The sequence below is a fragment of the Sphingopyxis sp. BSNA05 genome (assembly GCF_013265645.1).
In the GTDB taxonomy this organism is placed as follows: Bacteria; Pseudomonadota; Alphaproteobacteria; order Sphingomonadales; family Sphingomonadaceae; genus Parasphingorhabdus.
The window spans coordinates 13,758-28,222 of the sequence record NZ_PYIA01000109.1 but is presented as its reverse complement, the minus strand read 5'-3'; the positions used below and the strand labels follow the sequence as shown (position 1 = coordinate 28,222).

Sequence of the window (14,465 nt, the reverse complement as noted above, 5' to 3'; positions counted from 1 at the left end):
CTCGTGCGCCTCCTGCGCTAGACGGCAGACAACCAGTCAGGAAAGCAAGTTTATGAAAAAATCTATCCGGATGCGGCGGCCGCTCTCGAGGGCCTTTTATTTGACGGAATGCATCTCTGCGTTGGCGGTTTCGGCCTGTGCGGAATTCCGGAAAAGTTGATTGATGCGATCCAGGAAGACGGCGTCAAGGGGCTCACCATCGCATCCAACAATGCCGGCATCGATAACGAGGGGCTCGGCAAATTGTTGCGTTCGCGCCAGGTGAAGAAAATGATCTCCTCCTATGTCGGCGAGAACAAGGAATTTGAGCGGCAGTTTCTCTCCGGCGAACTGGAAGTGGAATTCTGTCCACAGGGAACGCTGGCCGAACGGTGCCGGTCTGGTGGCGCGGGTATTCCCGGCTTTTATACCAAGACCGGCGTCGGCACGCAGGTGGCCGAGGGCAAGGAGCATAAGGAATTCGATGGCGAGACCTATATTCTCGAGCGCGGGATTTTTGCCGACCTCTGCCTGATCAAGGGCTGGAAGGCCGACAAGGCGGGCAATCTGATGTTTCGCAAGACGGCGCGGAATTTCAATGCGCCGATGGCGACCGCAGGCAAGATTTGCGTCGCCGAGGTCGAGGAAATCGTCGAAGTCGGCGAACTGGATCCGGATTGCATCCATTTGCCGGGCATCTATGTAAAACGCCTGATCGATGGGTCGCCCTATGACAAGAAGATCGAATTCCGCATGACCCGGGAACGCGCAGACGCCTGATGGCTGAGGAAAAAAATCTGAGGGCCGGTTCATCAACGCAATTGCAGTCGATGAATATGACTTTCTGGATCAATCCCATGAAGTCGCGAGGCTCTGGGTAGAGGATAACGGTCCTGCTACGTGTCTGATTCAACCTGACAAGCTGGCTCAGCCAGAGATGTTCGGCATGCTGATGGTCGATGCCATCCGGCATGGGGCCAGAGCTTTCGCCCAGGCCCATGATATAAGCGAAACAGAAGCGTTGCGAAGAATTTGGTCCGGGCTGGAAGCCGAACGCGATCGAAATACAACCGACCTCGATACCGTTCAGGATTATGAAAACCGAACTGATGTCGAGAGCTGGCCATATATTTCTATCTTTATCAGCTTGCACGCTCTTGTCAGGTTGCGTCGCAGCGCTGCTGCCGCTGGCCGCTCTGGGGACGATTGGCAAAAACGAGATCGATCGCGGCCGGGCGAAGCAGGAGCTGGTTGCATCCGGTGCGATTGGTCTGGGAATGCCGGTCGGCTCCGTGACGATCGGGCTCGACGGCGACAGCGCGGCAGGTTTGCCGGTGCCCGCTGACGGCCCTGCCGGACAGGGCGGCGCATTTGAAATTGCGGAGCTTGATCTGGAAAGTGGCTCGGCTGACCGGGAGTCTCAAAATTTCCAGCCGTTGGTGCCGGGCGCTTCGCCTTATGCCAGTTTTGCAGCTCATGCCCTGAAACAATCGGCCAGACTGGAAACGGGAGAGGGCGTGGAATCGGTGGTACTGGTTCCGCGCGTGGATATTTTTCAGCCCGAAACCATGGATTGCGAAGGCAAACCACTGGCCGTGCTCATTGATCTCGATGGCCCAGCAGCTGCCGGGCTCCTGAAGGCCGAGACGCTTTACCGGCAAAATGGTCTGGTCGAAGCGCTCAACCGTCTGCATTTTGCCCAGATCAGCGTGATTTGGCTGTCCGATCATCCGGTTGCTGCATCCGGGAGAATTTCCGCCATTCTCAACGAAGCCGGTTTTTCACATTCCGAATCGGATGATTTTCTTTTCCTTGACCGCGGCGGGGAAGACCGCAAACAGGTTCGGCGTTGGGATGCAGCACGCAACTATTGCATTGTCGCCATTGCGGGCGACAACCGTGCTGATTTCGACGAGCTTTATGATTATTTGCTGGAGCCCGACGGAGCCATTACGCTCAATCATATGTTCGACAACGGCTGGTTTCTAACGCCGCCCCCACTTGTGGAAGCGACCAAGGAAATGGTAGCCAAACCAGATGACAAAGAAGGATGACTATGCCCTGGACTCGCGATGAAATGGCCGCTCGGGCGGCAAAGGAACTGCATGATGGCTATTATGTGAATCTCGGCATCGGCATTCCAACGCTGGTCGCCAATCATATTCCGCCGGGCGTGGAGGTCACCTTGCAGAGCGAGAACGGGATGCTCGGTATCGGACCCTTTCCCTATGAGGACGAGATCGATCCCGACCTGATCAACGCCGGCAAGCAGACGATCAGCGAACTGCCATCCTCAAGCTATTTCGGTTCGTCCGACAGCTTTGCCATGATCCGCGGCGGCCATATTGATTTGACCGTTTTGGGCGCGATGGAAATTGCCGAAAATGGTGATATCGCTAACTGGATGATTCCCGGCAAGATGATCAAGGGCATGGGCGGCGCGATGGACCTGGTTGCGGGTGTGAAGAAGATCATCGTCGTGATGGACCATTGTGCAAAGGATGGCAGTCCCAAGTTCATTCCCGAATGCACATTGCCGCTGACCGGGACCAATGTCGTCGACATGATCATTACCGATCTATGTGTGTTCCAGCGGCCCGACCATGACAGCCCGTTCCGGCTGATCGAACTGGCTCCGGGTGTCAGTGCCGAGGATGTCGCCGCGAAAACCACCGCTGCCTATGAAATAGCATTATAAGTTACGGGACGTGAAAAAATCTCTGGTGCTGCTGTTCGGGCTGGCGGCTCTGCTGCTCGTCGGCTGGTATGGCTATCGCGCGCTGGTCGAACAGCGAACGGGTTTTCCACTGCCCTTGCTGGCGCAGCCGGAAGCTGAAAAAAACTACCCGTCGCCGCCGATGACTGGCACGGCAGAATTGATTATCGTGGCCTCGACCGCGATTTTACCGTGCTGGCGGCGCGACCCGAAATGGCAGGGCTGGCGGTCGCCATTGTCGAGGAAGGCGAACTCCGCTTCATCGGCACATATGGCGTGGCCGACAAGGAAAGCGGCAAGCGGGTGATGCCCGATACGGTATTCCGCTGGGCTTCGGTTTCAAAAGGCGTGGCGGGATCGCTTGCGGCCAAATTGTCGGAAGAAGGCGGGCTCAATCTGGACGCACCGCTGAGCAGCTGGCACTCTTCGCTGCAACTGCCTGGAAATGCCGAAACGCAAATCACGCTGGCACAACTGCTCTCGCACCGCACCGGTCTCACAAAAAATGCCTTTGATAGCAAGCTGGAGGACGGCCAGGATCCGGGGCTGCTCCGCAAGCAGCTTGTCGACGCGCCGTTGCAATGTGTGCCGGGCAGCTGTCACAGCTACCAGAATATCGCCTTTGATGCGGCGACCGAGATATTGGGGCAGGCAGCGGGAACCCTATATTCTGACGCGGTCCAGAAAAGACTGTTCGAGCCGCTTGGCATGAAAAGCGCGCAATTCGGCATGGCCGGCCTGACCGGGTCAAAAAGCTGGGCGCGGCCGCATCGCGGTGATCAGGTGCGGACCCTGTCGGAATCCTACTGGCGGGTGCCTGCAGCTGCCGGTGTGAGCAGCAATATCGTCGATATGGCCCGCTGGATGCGCGCGCAGATGGGCGAGAATAAAGATGTCCTGTCGGAGAAGGCGCTGATGCTCGCCCACGCACCACTGGTCCGCACCCGACGCGTCTATAGCGGCGATCTGGCCCGGGCATTGGGTGATCCGCATTACGGGCTCGGCTGGCGGAGCTTTACCTATTCCGGCCGGCAACTGGTCGGGCATAGCGGCGCCGTGGACGGCTTTCGTTCGACGATGATTTTCGATCCGGTGGCGAAGACCGGCGTGGTTGCGATGTGGAACAGTGGCTGGGGACGACCCTTCGGCCTGCCCTTCGCGGTGTTGGACAGCTTCTACGGCCAGTCCGCACATGACTGGCTCGATCTGTCGGACCTGCCTGTGCCGAAGGTATCACAACCCCCGGCGTCCTAGCCCAGCAATTTGCGACAGCCGTCGACCGCGCGTTGCGCCCAGACCTCTGCATCGCAATCCGCTGGCCCGGCAAAATTCGGTACCTCGATGTCGATATCAACTTGTGGTCCCAGCAGGGCGACCAGTTCCGCCAGTGGAAATATTCCCTCACCGGGGACCATCCGGTTCATCGCTTCATCCAGATAGGCGTCCGACAGCCGGAAATCCGGTCCGTCGCACAGCTGGGCATAGCCGATGATCGCCGGGTCCACGGCCTGTAATTGTGCAAGGTCGCCGCCGGTGCGAAACAGATGGAGTGCATCGATCGCGATTTTCAGATTGGGCCGGTCCACACAGCCATGCAGCGCGACGGCATCCTGCAGACCGTGGCAACCAGCAGAAAATCCCGTGAACTCCAGACCGACCTCCATCCCGTGGTCGAGCGCCAGGAGGCATAATTTCGCAAGCTGGTCTTCCGCACGGTGCGCATCGGTTTCGTGGATATGGCTTACCAGCCGCCTGGCGCCCAGTTCGGCGGCCAGACCTATCGCGGGAAGATAGTCCGCCACATCCTGCGCCGCCATTACCGGGAAATATTCTGCGTTTACGAGATTCATCTGATGATCGCGAAGCAGACGCTTGAAGGATGAAGCGGTCGCCGCATCAACGACCGGGAACATGGTCTGGCCATTTGCATCGCGCGGCGTGGCGGTGAACAGGCAGACCCCGTCCAGTCCGGCTTCGGCGGCAAAGTGAACCAGACCCTCCGGCCCGCCCTCCATCAAAGTGATCTGATGCAATGCCAGTTTGCGCATGGATTTACCCTAAAGCAGCTTGCATTGCTTTTGCCACCGGAGTGGGGGCTTTGCGGCTAGTCAATCTGCTAGCTGTATCATGTCATGGCGTCTCTATGTATTCCATGGAAAAGCCGATCACAGAATCGCGCCAAGAGGACCGTTGCATGACCGAAGAAGATATTATTTCCGTTGCCGATGTGGTGCGTTTTCACGCGCAGGAACAGCCGGATTCCGTCGTTTTCACCTATGAAGGCGATGAGATGACCTATGCGGCGCTCGACGAAGGCAGCAGCCGGGCGGCGCAGGCGCTGAAATCGAGAGGCGTCGGCAAGGGCGACCGGATCGCCTATATGGGCAAGAACAGTCACCTCTATTTCGAGATTCTGGTCGGCGCCGCGAAGCTGGGTGCGGTCATGGTTCCGGTCAACTGGCGACTAGCCCCGCCGGAAGTGGCCTATATCCTCAATGACTGCCAGGCCAGCATCCTGTTCATCGGCCCCGGTTTTGACGATCTGGTCCGCAAGATCGACGCCGATCTCGAACATGTCCGGCTCATTCTGGGCAGCGAGAAGGCCGAGGGCGAATATGGCAGCTACCCGGAATGGCGCGACGGTTTTGACGCTATCGATCCGATGGTGCCCTGCGCCGAGGAAGATGACGCACTGCAGCTCTATACTTCGGGCACGACCGGTCACCCCAAGGGGGCGATCATGACCAGCGGGTCGATTTTCTCCTCGCGCAGTTCGGGAATCTCCGAAGATGATCTGATGGACTGGCAAAAACCGATCCCGGGCGAGATTACCCTGCTGGCCATGCCCTGTTTCCATATCAGCGGAACCGGCACCGGACTGGGCGTGATGTTCACCGGCGGCAGCGCCGTTGTCCTGCCGGAATATGACCCGACCCAGGCGCTGGACCTGATCGAGAAATATACGATCTCGAAAATCTTCATGGTGCCGGCGGCGATCCAGATATTGCTTAATCACCCCCGCGCCAGGGAGGTCGATTTTTCCGATCTGCAATATATTACTTATGGTGCCTCGCCGATTCCGCTCGAACTGATGAAACAGGCGATGGATGTGCTCGGCTGCGGCTTTGTCCAGATGTATGGCATGACCGAAACGTCAGGGACAATCACCACGCTCAATCCCGAAGACCATGATGTCAACGGCAATGAGAAGATGCGCTCGGTCGGCACGCCGCTGCCCGGAGTCGAACTCAAGATCATCGACCCCGAAACCGGAGAGACATTGCCACCGCGCACGATTGGCGAGATTTCCACCCGGTCGGCCAAGAATATGAAGGGCTACTGGAACCGTCCGGAAGCGACCGCCGAGACCATCGATGCCGACGGCTGGCTGCGTACCGGCGATGCCGGCTATCTCGACGAGGACGGTTATCTCTATATCCAGGACCGGCTTAAGGACATGATCATCTCCGGCGGCGAAAATGTCTATCCGGCGGAAGTCGAAAATGCGCTTTATGCCAATCCCAAGGTTGCCGACGTTGCGGTGATCGGTGTTCCTGACGAAAAATGGGGCGAGGCGGTGAAGGCCTGTGTGGTTGTCAAAAAGGGCGAGACGCTGACGGAAGCGGAACTGATCGCCGATGCGCGGAACCGGATCGCTGGCTATAAATGTCCCAAGTCGATCGATTTCATCGATGCCCTGCCGCGCAATCCCTCGGGCAAGATCTTGCGCAAGGATCTGCGGGCGCTTATTGGGAAGGCAAGGATCGGGCGGTCAACTGACCGATCGAGCAGGCGGGGACCAGTAAACCGTTCGCCCTGAGCCTGTCGAAGGGCACTTCTCGTCGAGAGGTGCTTCGACAAGCTCAGCACGAACGGAGTCCGACAAAGGGAGTGAATCCATGACGAATCTCGTACTGCGTGAAGATCAGGATGGCTGGGCGCTGTTGACGCTCAATCGCCCCGACAAGCTCAATGCTTTGACCGTGGCGATGTTCCGGGAGCTGCGCGGCCATGTCGAGGACCTGCGTAAAGATGACAGCATCGGTTGCGTCGTGCTCCGCGGTGCGGGCAAATGTTTTTCCGCCGGGCATGATCTCGGCGATATTGCCGAGGGCGAAGCGGTGCCGTCGGCCGGCTGGCATTCCGAAACCTTGCGGATGCTTGAAAACTGCCCAAGCCGGTGATCGCGGCGGTGCACGGCCATTGCTACACCGGGGCTCTGGAAGTGGCTTTGGCAGCGGATTTCATTCTCGCAGCGGATAGCGCGCGCTTTGGCGATACCCATGCGAAATGGGCGCTGACCCCGGTGTGGGGGATGAGCCAGCGATTGCCGCGGCGAGTGGGCGTTGCCACCGCCAAACGGCTGATGTTCACCGCCGACATGATCGACGCCGACGAAGCGGTGCGGATCGGCCTTGCCGAATATGCCGTGCCGCTCGCGCAATTTGACGCGGAGATCGAGGCATTGGCGAACAAGATTGTCGCCAATTCCGGATTTTCCCATGCAGCGAACAAGCGGCTGCTGGAGGCAACCGACGGCGGCCCGCTCGACGCCGGCCTGCAATGGGAAGTGATGGAGAGCGAAGGCCATGGGCCGGACATGCACGAGCGGATTGGGGCTTTCATCGGGAAAGGCAAGTGATCGGGAGATGATCCGCTTGCTTTCGGCGTCTATATTGGTCTGAAAGCGAACTCCAGCGCTGGCACTCGCTCGAAATTCGTTTAGAATTGGCAGCATGGATTCCCAACCATGATTCATGCCTCTGGCCAGCGAGACCCCAATGAATAGCAATCCCTTTTATCCGATCGGAATTCCGGGCCAGGCTTGGGGCGAATATGAGCGGAAACAATGGCGGGCACGTCAATCCGTCCAGCGCCGGTATGCTCAGGACGTTGTGCCGCGGATCGAGGCAATGGCTGACCAATTTGATATCGTCACATATGGTCAACTCGATTACGCCGATGATATCTATCCACTCTTCGCTCTGCGGAACGGTGCTCATGACCCGGCTCTGCCCACGGCGTTCGTGACCGGCGGAGTCCATGGCTATGAGACGAGTGGCATAATGGGCGCCCTTGAATTTCTGGAAACGCGCGCAGCCGACTATGTCGGAAAGATCAATCTTCTTGTCGCACCTTGCGTGAGCCCTGGGCCTACGAGCGCGTTAATCGTTGGAATTACAACGCGCTGGATCCCAATCGCAACTTCAAGACAGGCAGCGAAGCGGCTGAGTGTGCCGCGCTGATGGCATTGGTGGCTGCGCAGCCCGGGCCGTTCCTTCTGCATATCGACCTGCATGAAACAACCGACAGCGACGAGACCGAGTTTCGTCCCGCGCTGGCGGCACGAGACGGCAAAAGCTATGAGCCGGATACCGTGCCGGACGGATTCTATCTGGTCGATGATAGCGCGAACCCGCAACCCGCCTTCCAGCAGGCAATCATCGCTGCGGTCGAACGGGTAACCCATATCGCTCCGCCGGATGAGAATGAAATGATTATTGGCTCGCCAGTCGTCGCTCACGGCGTGATCGAATATCCGCAAGCGGAATATGGCATGTGCGGTGCCATGACCGATGCCCGGTTCAGGACAACGACCGAAGTCTATCCGGATAGCCCGCGGGCCACCCCGCAGATATGCAACGAGGCGCAGGTCACGGCTGTTTGCGCTGCTCTTGATTATGCGCTCGCGCCCGCTTGAGGCCGCTGGAATATCTGTCTTGGCAGACGGGTCCGCCGTCTATGCCGGGGCACCTGGGGTGATCATTGCATTGTCCGATTCGGTGGTCAGAAGCGCGCCGATCGAGGCGATGACGATGCAGCCGATGGCGAGCCATTGCAGGCCGCTGAGTTGTTCATGAAGAAGAAACATGCCTGCAATCGCGCCCAGGGCCGGTTCGGCAGATAGCATCACGCCAAAGGTCCGCTCCGGGATGTGGCGCAGGGCAATCATCTCCAGTGAATAAGGCAGAGCGCTGGAGAGCAGGGCGACACCCAGGCCGACAAACAGCACCGACGGCAACAGCAAGGCTGTACCCGCGCTCATGACGCCAAAGGGCAGGATGACCAGAGCGGCGGTGCTCATCCCCAGTGCCACGGACTGTCCTGCATGCATGTGCGACAGGCTCTTGCCGAAAACAATATACAGGGCCCAGAACAGACCTGCTGCTGCGGCGAAAGCCACTCCGACGGGATCCAGTGCATGCACGCCGCCGCGGAGGGGCAGCAGAAGGCCCAGTCCGACAACAGCACAGCCAACCCAGAGAAAGTGAATCCAGCGGCGGGCGTGTATTAACGCCAGGGCCAATGGCCCGATAAATTCGATCGCGATAGCCGGTCCAAGCGGTATTGTGCGCAGTGACAGATAGAAGGCAAGATTCATCAGTCCCAGCACGAGCCCGTATAATAATATTCGGCCAGCATCAGCCTTGCTCAGCCTGAAACGCCAAGGGCGCCAAACGGCTATCAATATAAGAGCCGACAGGCTGACCCGCAGGGCGGATGTGCCCTCCGCACCAATCAGTGGAAACAGCTGTTTTGCGAAGGAAGTTCCTATCGCCAAGGAAGCCATCCCCCGAACAGGGCAAGATAGGGCATGGCAGTCCAAAGGGACCGGGGCGGAGTGGAGTTTTGCGCAGAAGTCGACATGACACGAGCTATAATGCGCTTCGCATCGCTTGCCTCATAAAATCATGGGGGGATTGCGAGAGCATCCATTTTTACTGTGGCTGCTGGCTGGAAAATTACTCGCGTTGATGAGCACAAACCGGAACACGGCGCCCGAAAGGCAGATCAAGCCTCCCCTCGATCGGGAGGGGGAGGCTTGTAAATTCTAGAACTGGACGCGTTTGGTAAAGCCGCCGTCGATGACCAGATGCGCGCCTGTGGTATAGCTGGATGCCGGGCTGGCGAGGAAGACGACGCCGCGGGCGACATCATCGGCGGTGCCGAAATCACCGAGAGCAAAGCCGGCTTTCGTGCCTTCGTAAAATTCCGGCATGCCCTTTTCGATCTGGGACCAGTTGCCGCCCGGGAATTTGATCGGACCGGGGGAGACCATGTTGACGCGGATACCCTTGGGGCCGAGCGCCTGGCTGAGCTGGCTGCCATAGGTGATCAGCGCGGCTTTCATCGCGTTGAAGGCCTGTGGCGCGACGAAGGTTTCGAAGGCTGCGGTAGAAGACATGAAGATCACGCTGCCGTCATCGGATTTTTCCAGATGCGGTTCGAGCACTTCCATTGCCTTGACCGCGCCGAGGATGTCGGTGTTGAAGGTGACTTCCCAGTCACCGGTCGCGCCGGCACCGGAGGAGCTGACATTGTGGATGAAAATATCGCAGCCGCCGAGATCGCCTGCGGCTTTTTCCAGCCATTTGGCATAGCCGTCGAGATCGGTCATATCGAGCGCATCAGCGAACACCTTGCCGCCATGGGCTTCGAGTTCCTTTTTCGCGGTGGCGACCTGCTCGGCATTGCGCGAGAAGAAGGCGACATCAGCGCCTTCCGCTGCAAAATGTTCCAGCGCAGCGCGCCCGAGGCCACGGCTTCCGCCGGTGAGAATGACTTTCTTGCCCTTGAGTCCTAAATCCATTGTCTTCTCCTTTGTGTTTCGTGAAATCGGGGTTAGAATTTTGCTATGGCCGGTTCGCAGCTCCAGCCGATGCCGCGCCGGAGCAGATCGTAGATGATCGGCTGCTGCCAGCCGGAACGGTCCACTTCCGGCCACCAGTCGAGTACCGGCTCCATATCATAATGGCCGCGGCAGTGACCCATGGTCAGATAAAGCACGGCGCCTTCGCCCCTCCGGCGGATATAGAAGACCGGGTGGCGGCTTTTCTTGATATCGCTGTGGACGAAGCCGCTGATGTCGTCGGTGCCATTATATTCGGTGTCGAGCAACACATCGAGTTCGGCGCGGGTCTCGACCAGATATTGCTCGTCGACGGTTTCAAAGCTCGGGATACCCTTGACCAATGGATGATCGGGCTGGGCATTGTCGACGGTGAACGGAATAATCGGCGGGTGGCTCAAAAAGCGCGTGCCGAGCGTGTCGGCAAAGACCGGCATTTCGTCCGGCGCGTCGACCAAGCCATTGTCCAGAAATTTCAGCACCGCGTTGGTGCCGTGCAGGGCGAAATAGCGGCCACCGCCGTTGACGAAATCCTGAATATTCTTTTGGGCTGCCTCGCTGGGCTGCAGGTCGCAGGTATAGCTGACCAGAAAATCTGCGTTCTGGATCGCTTCGAGATTTTCATAATCCTCGAACACCCGGACCCGGATGCGGTCATCCTCGGCGAGCAGTTTCATTACCTCGAGACGGGCGTAGTCAATATCATGATATTTGCCGGCAGCGACCAGCACGCACTGGATCGGTTTCTGGTCGGGGCGGCGTTCGGGCGCTTCGCTCATCTATTCTTTTCCTATCACGGGGTTTGTCTGGCCATCCCAGTCGAGATGCATCTGGCGCATCGCAGCAAAGCCGTCGAGGCCGGCCTGCGGGATCTGCAGATATTCGATGATCGTGCCGGGGCCGCCGCCATAGTCAGCGTAGAAAGCGCCGCCGACACCGCCGGGCAGGCTGACTTCCTGGATGACCTCGCCGCCGGCCTCTTCGGTCAGCGCGCGGGCATGGTCGAGATCGTCAACCACCAGACACAGATGCTGGACGCCTGAAGCCCTTTCTCGCGCCAGTCCTTGAACATGGAGGGCGCATCATTATTGGGGCGGATCAGCTCAACCTGAACATCACCCCAATAGCCGATCGCCATGGAGAACTGGATATCGGACGGCTCGCCGCGATATTTGACATTTTCCACCTCGACTTTCTCGGTGTGGAAAACGGGCCGGCGCCCATTTTCTGCGTCCAGTAATCGAGCGCCGCATCATAATCCTCCGGCACATAGCTGATCTGCATGATCGTGCCGAGCTTGGCGAGAGAGGCCGGTTTCTCGCTCATTCGCTGTCCTGCCAGACTGTCGAGGAGGGGCGCTCGCCAATCCGATCGACAAATTTCGCCAGATTGTCCGTGCCTTCGGGCAGCGCCCAGCCGACGGTATAGCCGAACTGGATGAAGCAATAGGCGATGAGGTCGGCCATGGTGAACTTGTCCTGGCAGATATAGTCCTTGCCCTCGAGCTGGCCGTCGAGCCATTTCCATTTATTGTCGGCCATACGCGACAGGTCGGCTGCGCCTTCCGCGCCGACGACATCCATCCGCGGTTCGAACATCGGCCGTCCGGCACCGCCACGGAAGCCGAGGGTCATCGGAACGGCGATTTCCAGATCGATCCGGCGGGTCCACATCCGCACTTCGGCGCGCTCCTGCGGCGTTGACCCGATGAGCGCGGGTTCGGGATGGGTTTCTTCCAGATATTCGGCGATCGCCATGATCTCGCTCAGCATGAAGCCATTGTCGAGTTCGAGCACCGGCGTTGTGCCGAGGATATTCTTGTCCGCGAATTCCGGCTGCCGGTTTTCCGCTGTCAGAATGTCGATATGGACGCGTTCGACATCGAGCCCCTTCTCGAGGATGAACATGCGGATGAATCGGGGATTGGGACCAAGGCTTGAATAAAGCTTCACGTGAGATTTCTCCTTCGGGGCGGATTCGCTTCCGTCTCTATATGATGTAAAGATACACAGGTAATCGCCGAGGGCTATCCTCTCAAAAACAACAGGCGATGCTGCCAGATTCACTAGTGGCCGAGCGGCCTCTTTAGGTTATTTTGATCGAAACAAAGACGTTTAGTTTTCAGGAGAAGATGATGGTTGAGACTTTAACCGGACATAATCGGTCGAACGGCATTTCCTATACCGAATTGCTGGAAGGCGACAAAGTTGCGCCTCCCGCTGTGTTCCTCGAAGAATCTCCCATGGAGCCGGGCGTCACCACCGTCGAGGTCAGCCGCTACTGGTCCAAGGAAGAGCATGACCGCGAAGTCGAGAAGCTCTGGAAACGCGTCTGGCAGATGGCTTGCCACAAGGATGAAATCAAGAATGTCGGTGACACATTCGTCTATGATATTGCGGAGCTCTCCTTTCTGGTGGTCCGGGTCTCCGAAGACGAGATCAAGGCCTTTCCGAACAGCTGCATGCATCGCGGCCGGGCGATCTGCGACAATCACAAAAAGGGCCAGAAGGCGCTGCGCTGCCCGTTCCATGGCTGGTCATGGGAGCTCAATGGCAAGCTCAAGGAAGTGCCCTGCCAGTGGGATTTCCCGTCGGTCAGCGAAGAAACGCACAGTCTGAAGGAAGTCAGCGTCGGTGAATGGGGCGGTTTTGTCTTCATCAATCCGGATCCGAATTGCGAGCCGCTGGAGGATTTCCTCGGCGATATCGATCGCCATTTCCAGATTCCGTTTGAGCGGCGCTACAAGGCGGCCCACATGATCAAGCGGTTGCCGTGCAACTGGAAGATCGCGCAGGAAGCCTTCATGGAATCCTATCATGTGGTCGGCACCCATCCCGAACTGATGCCGGCCTTCGCCGACGCGAACAGCAAATATGATGTCTGGCATAATTTTTCCCGGGCCATGTCTGCTCACGGCCAGCCGAGCCCGCATACCGATCTGGTCAATCCCGATCCGACCGCCTTTCCGGATGCAAAAGCGTTCCAGAGCTTCATCCATCCGATCAGCAAGCACAAGTTCGAGCGGCTGGAAGAGGACCGGGTCAAAGTGACCCTGCCCAACGGCAAGAGCGGCATTTTCGACATGAACGCCAATTATATCGAGGGCGATGTGACATCGGCCGATCCGCATATGTGCAACTGGATCGGCGGCAAGATTGCAGCCGCGGAAGAAGATATGCCGATGGTCTATAGCGATGTTTCTGCCCATGCCTTGCGGGATGAGGCGGCGCAGGCGCGGCGCGAGGAAATGCGCCCGACCTGGGGTGATATGGTCGACGACATCAGTGATGCCGATCTGGTCGACGCCATTTTCTACAGCGTCTTCCCTAACATCAGCCCCTGGGCCGATTTCAATCCCATCTTCTACCGGTTCCGCCCCGATGGCGACAATCCCGAGCAATCGCTGCATGAAGTCATGTTCATGGTCGCCCTGCCCGAAGGCGCGGAACGTCCCGAGCCGGCAAAATGCACCTTCCTGGACCTGCATGACGACTATACCCAGGCGACGGAATTCGGCAGCTATCTGAACAAGATTTTCAATCAGGACTATCTCAATCACAAGGCGATGCAAAAGGGCGTGAAAAGCCAGCCGGATGGCGTTTCCCTGTTTGCGCAATATCAGGAATCGAAACTCCGCCACTTCCACGAAACGCTGAACCTGTGGCTGAATTCCGATGAACCTCCGAAAAGCCCGAAAAGAGCGGCTGCCTGACTTTGGATAGTCTCTCTGCCGATAATATCCCGGCCGGTTTTGAACGAGCGAAATTTTCCAGCCCGTTTCTTGACATGGCCGGGCCATATTATGAGCGCCAGGGTGAGGATGGCATCATTGTCGCGACCCGCATCAACGAGGGACATATCAACCATATCAAGGTCGCTCACGGCGGTGTGCTGGGTACGTTGGCGGACGTTGCGCTCAGCTATCAGGTGCACCGCGCCGAAAAGCCTGCGCTGCCGGTGGCAACAATGAACCTCAACACAAATTATCTGGCCGGAGCAAAGCTCGGTGACTGGGTAGAGGCCTATGCCCGGATAGACAGGATCAGCAAGCGCACCGCCTATTGCAGCGGCCAGATTGTGTGCGGCGAAGCGGTGCTGATGACGATGACCGCGGTCTTCGCGATATTGCGGAAATAGACC

19 protein-coding genes and 1 pseudogene are annotated in these 14,465 nt (G+C 58.2%); 13 read left to right on the top strand and 7 right to left on the bottom strand.

The features are described 5' to 3' along the window. Positions 1 to 60 precede the first annotated feature (60 nt). The 6 genes and pseudogenes from C8024_RS13605 to C8024_RS13585 all read left to right on the top strand — a co-directional run bounded on the left by C8024_RS13605 (position 61) and on the right by C8024_RS13585 (position 3,949). Positions 61 to 759: a CoA transferase subunit A gene (locus C8024_RS13605; protein WP_173206179.1), complete on the top strand. Its 699-nt coding sequence runs from the start codon at positions 61 to 63 to the stop codon at positions 757 to 759. Positions 760 to 790: 31 nt separating this feature from the next. Next, positions 791 to 1,033, top strand: a pseudogene (locus C8024_RS22600) (DUF5076 domain-containing protein); the annotation flags it as partial. A 103-nt stretch (positions 1,034 to 1,136) separates the two neighbouring features. Next, positions 1,137 to 2,033 (top strand): hypothetical protein, encoded by an 897-nt coding sequence (locus tag C8024_RS21905; RefSeq protein ID WP_254305918.1) that lies wholly within the window; start codon positions 1,137 to 1,139, stop codon positions 2,031 to 2,033. 2 nt (positions 2,034 to 2,035) lie between these two features. Next, complete coding sequence (locus tag C8024_RS13595; RefSeq protein WP_173206108.1) at positions 2,036 to 2,677, top strand: 3-oxoacid CoA-transferase subunit B; 642 nt, start codon at positions 2,036 to 2,038, stop codon at positions 2,675 to 2,677. Between the two features lie 10 nt (positions 2,678 to 2,687). Then, entirely contained in the window at positions 2,688 to 3,002 is a 315-nt protein-coding gene (locus tag C8024_RS13590; RefSeq protein ID WP_173206105.1) for a hypothetical protein, read from the top strand. After that, a complete protein-coding gene (locus C8024_RS13585) occupies positions 2,909 to 3,949 on the top strand; it encodes a serine hydrolase (protein WP_173206103.1) in 1,041 nt (346 codons plus the stop codon). Before C8024_RS13590 ends, C8024_RS13585 begins: the two co-directional genes overlap by 94 nt. On the opposite strand, the gene C8024_RS13580 is transcribed toward C8024_RS13585, so the two are convergent. Then, positions 3,946 to 4,743 carry a sugar phosphate isomerase/epimerase gene (locus C8024_RS13580; RefSeq protein ID WP_173206101.1) on the bottom strand — a complete coding sequence of 266 codons (798 nt, stop codon included), beginning with the start codon at positions 4,741 to 4,743 and terminating at the stop codon, positions 3,946 to 3,948. The two genes, C8024_RS13585 and C8024_RS13580, sit on opposite strands and share 4 nt — an antisense overlap. Before the next feature lie 146 nt (positions 4,744 to 4,889). Here C8024_RS13580 and C8024_RS13575 point away from each other — a divergent pair, with 146 nt between their 5' ends. From C8024_RS13575 to C8024_RS20335, 5 genes are all read left to right on the top strand, one after another. Beyond that, positions 4,890 to 6,515 carry a fatty acid--CoA ligase gene (locus C8024_RS13575; protein WP_217272199.1) on the top strand — a complete coding sequence of 542 codons (1,626 nt, stop codon included), beginning with the start codon at positions 4,890 to 4,892 and terminating at the stop codon, positions 6,513 to 6,515. 79 nt (positions 6,516 to 6,594) lie between these two features. Then, a complete protein-coding gene (locus tag C8024_RS20350) occupies positions 6,595 to 6,879 on the top strand; it encodes an enoyl-CoA hydratase/isomerase family protein (protein WP_217272198.1) in 285 nt (94 codons plus the stop codon). Beyond that, positions 6,876 to 7,337, top strand: a complete 462-nt coding sequence (locus C8024_RS20345) for an enoyl-CoA hydratase/isomerase family protein (RefSeq protein ID WP_217272197.1) — start codon at positions 6,876 to 6,878, stop codon at positions 7,335 to 7,337. The genes C8024_RS20350 and C8024_RS20345 overlap by 4 nt, the downstream gene beginning before the upstream one ends. A gap of 139 nt (positions 7,338 to 7,476) precedes the next feature. Beyond that, a complete protein-coding gene (locus C8024_RS20340) occupies positions 7,477 to 7,941 on the top strand; it encodes a hypothetical protein (protein ID WP_217272196.1) in 465 nt (154 codons plus the stop codon). Positions 7,942 to 7,949: 8 nt separating this feature from the next. Then, positions 7,950 to 8,396, top strand: a complete 447-nt coding sequence (locus C8024_RS20335) for a hypothetical protein (RefSeq protein WP_217272195.1) — start codon at positions 7,950 to 7,952, stop codon at positions 8,394 to 8,396. 39 nt (positions 8,397 to 8,435) lie between these two features. Here the strand turns inward: C8024_RS20335 and C8024_RS13560 are convergent, their stop codons facing one another. The 6 genes from C8024_RS13560 to C8024_RS13535 all read right to left on the bottom strand — a co-directional run bounded on the left by C8024_RS13560 (position 8,436) and on the right by C8024_RS13535 (position 12,277). Continuing rightward, positions 8,436 to 9,257, bottom strand: a complete 822-nt coding sequence (locus C8024_RS13560; RefSeq protein ID WP_254305917.1) for a DMT family transporter — start codon at positions 9,255 to 9,257, stop codon at positions 8,436 to 8,438. Positions 9,258 to 9,527: 270 nt separating this feature from the next. Further along, the gene (locus tag C8024_RS13555; protein ID WP_173206097.1) at positions 9,528 to 10,286 is read right to left on the bottom strand and encodes an SDR family NAD(P)-dependent oxidoreductase; all 759 of its coding nucleotides are present in this window, start codon (positions 10,284 to 10,286) and stop codon (positions 9,528 to 9,530) included. 32 nt (positions 10,287 to 10,318) lie between these two features. Next, complete coding sequence (locus tag C8024_RS13550) at positions 10,319 to 11,104, bottom strand: ThuA domain-containing protein (protein WP_173206095.1); 786 nt, start codon at positions 11,102 to 11,104, stop codon at positions 10,319 to 10,321. Further along, positions 11,105 to 11,344: a hypothetical protein gene (locus C8024_RS13545; protein WP_173206093.1), complete on the bottom strand. Its 240-nt coding sequence runs from the start codon at positions 11,342 to 11,344 to the stop codon at positions 11,105 to 11,107. Continuing rightward, complete coding sequence (locus tag C8024_RS13540; RefSeq protein ID WP_173206091.1) at positions 11,311 to 11,511, bottom strand: hypothetical protein; 201 nt, start codon at positions 11,509 to 11,511, stop codon at positions 11,311 to 11,313. The genes C8024_RS13545 and C8024_RS13540 overlap by 34 nt, the downstream gene beginning before the upstream one ends. A gap of 136 nt (positions 11,512 to 11,647) precedes the next feature. Then, positions 11,648 to 12,277 carry a glutathione S-transferase family protein gene (locus tag C8024_RS13535; RefSeq protein WP_173206088.1) on the bottom strand — a complete coding sequence of 210 codons (630 nt, stop codon included), beginning with the start codon at positions 12,275 to 12,277 and terminating at the stop codon, positions 11,648 to 11,650. Between the two features lie 182 nt (positions 12,278 to 12,459). Between C8024_RS13535 and C8024_RS13530 the strand changes: the two genes are divergently transcribed. Together C8024_RS13530 and C8024_RS13525 are read left to right on the top strand one after the other, a co-directional pair. After that, positions 12,460 to 14,037, top strand: coding sequence for an SRPBCC family protein (locus tag C8024_RS13530; RefSeq protein WP_173206085.1), 1,578 nt, complete (start codon positions 12,460 to 12,462; stop codon positions 14,035 to 14,037). A gap of 2 nt (positions 14,038 to 14,039) precedes the next feature. Beyond that, entirely contained in the window at positions 14,040 to 14,462 is a 423-nt protein-coding gene (locus tag C8024_RS13525; protein ID WP_173206082.1) for a PaaI family thioesterase, read from the top strand. Positions 14,463 to 14,465 lie beyond the last annotated feature (3 nt).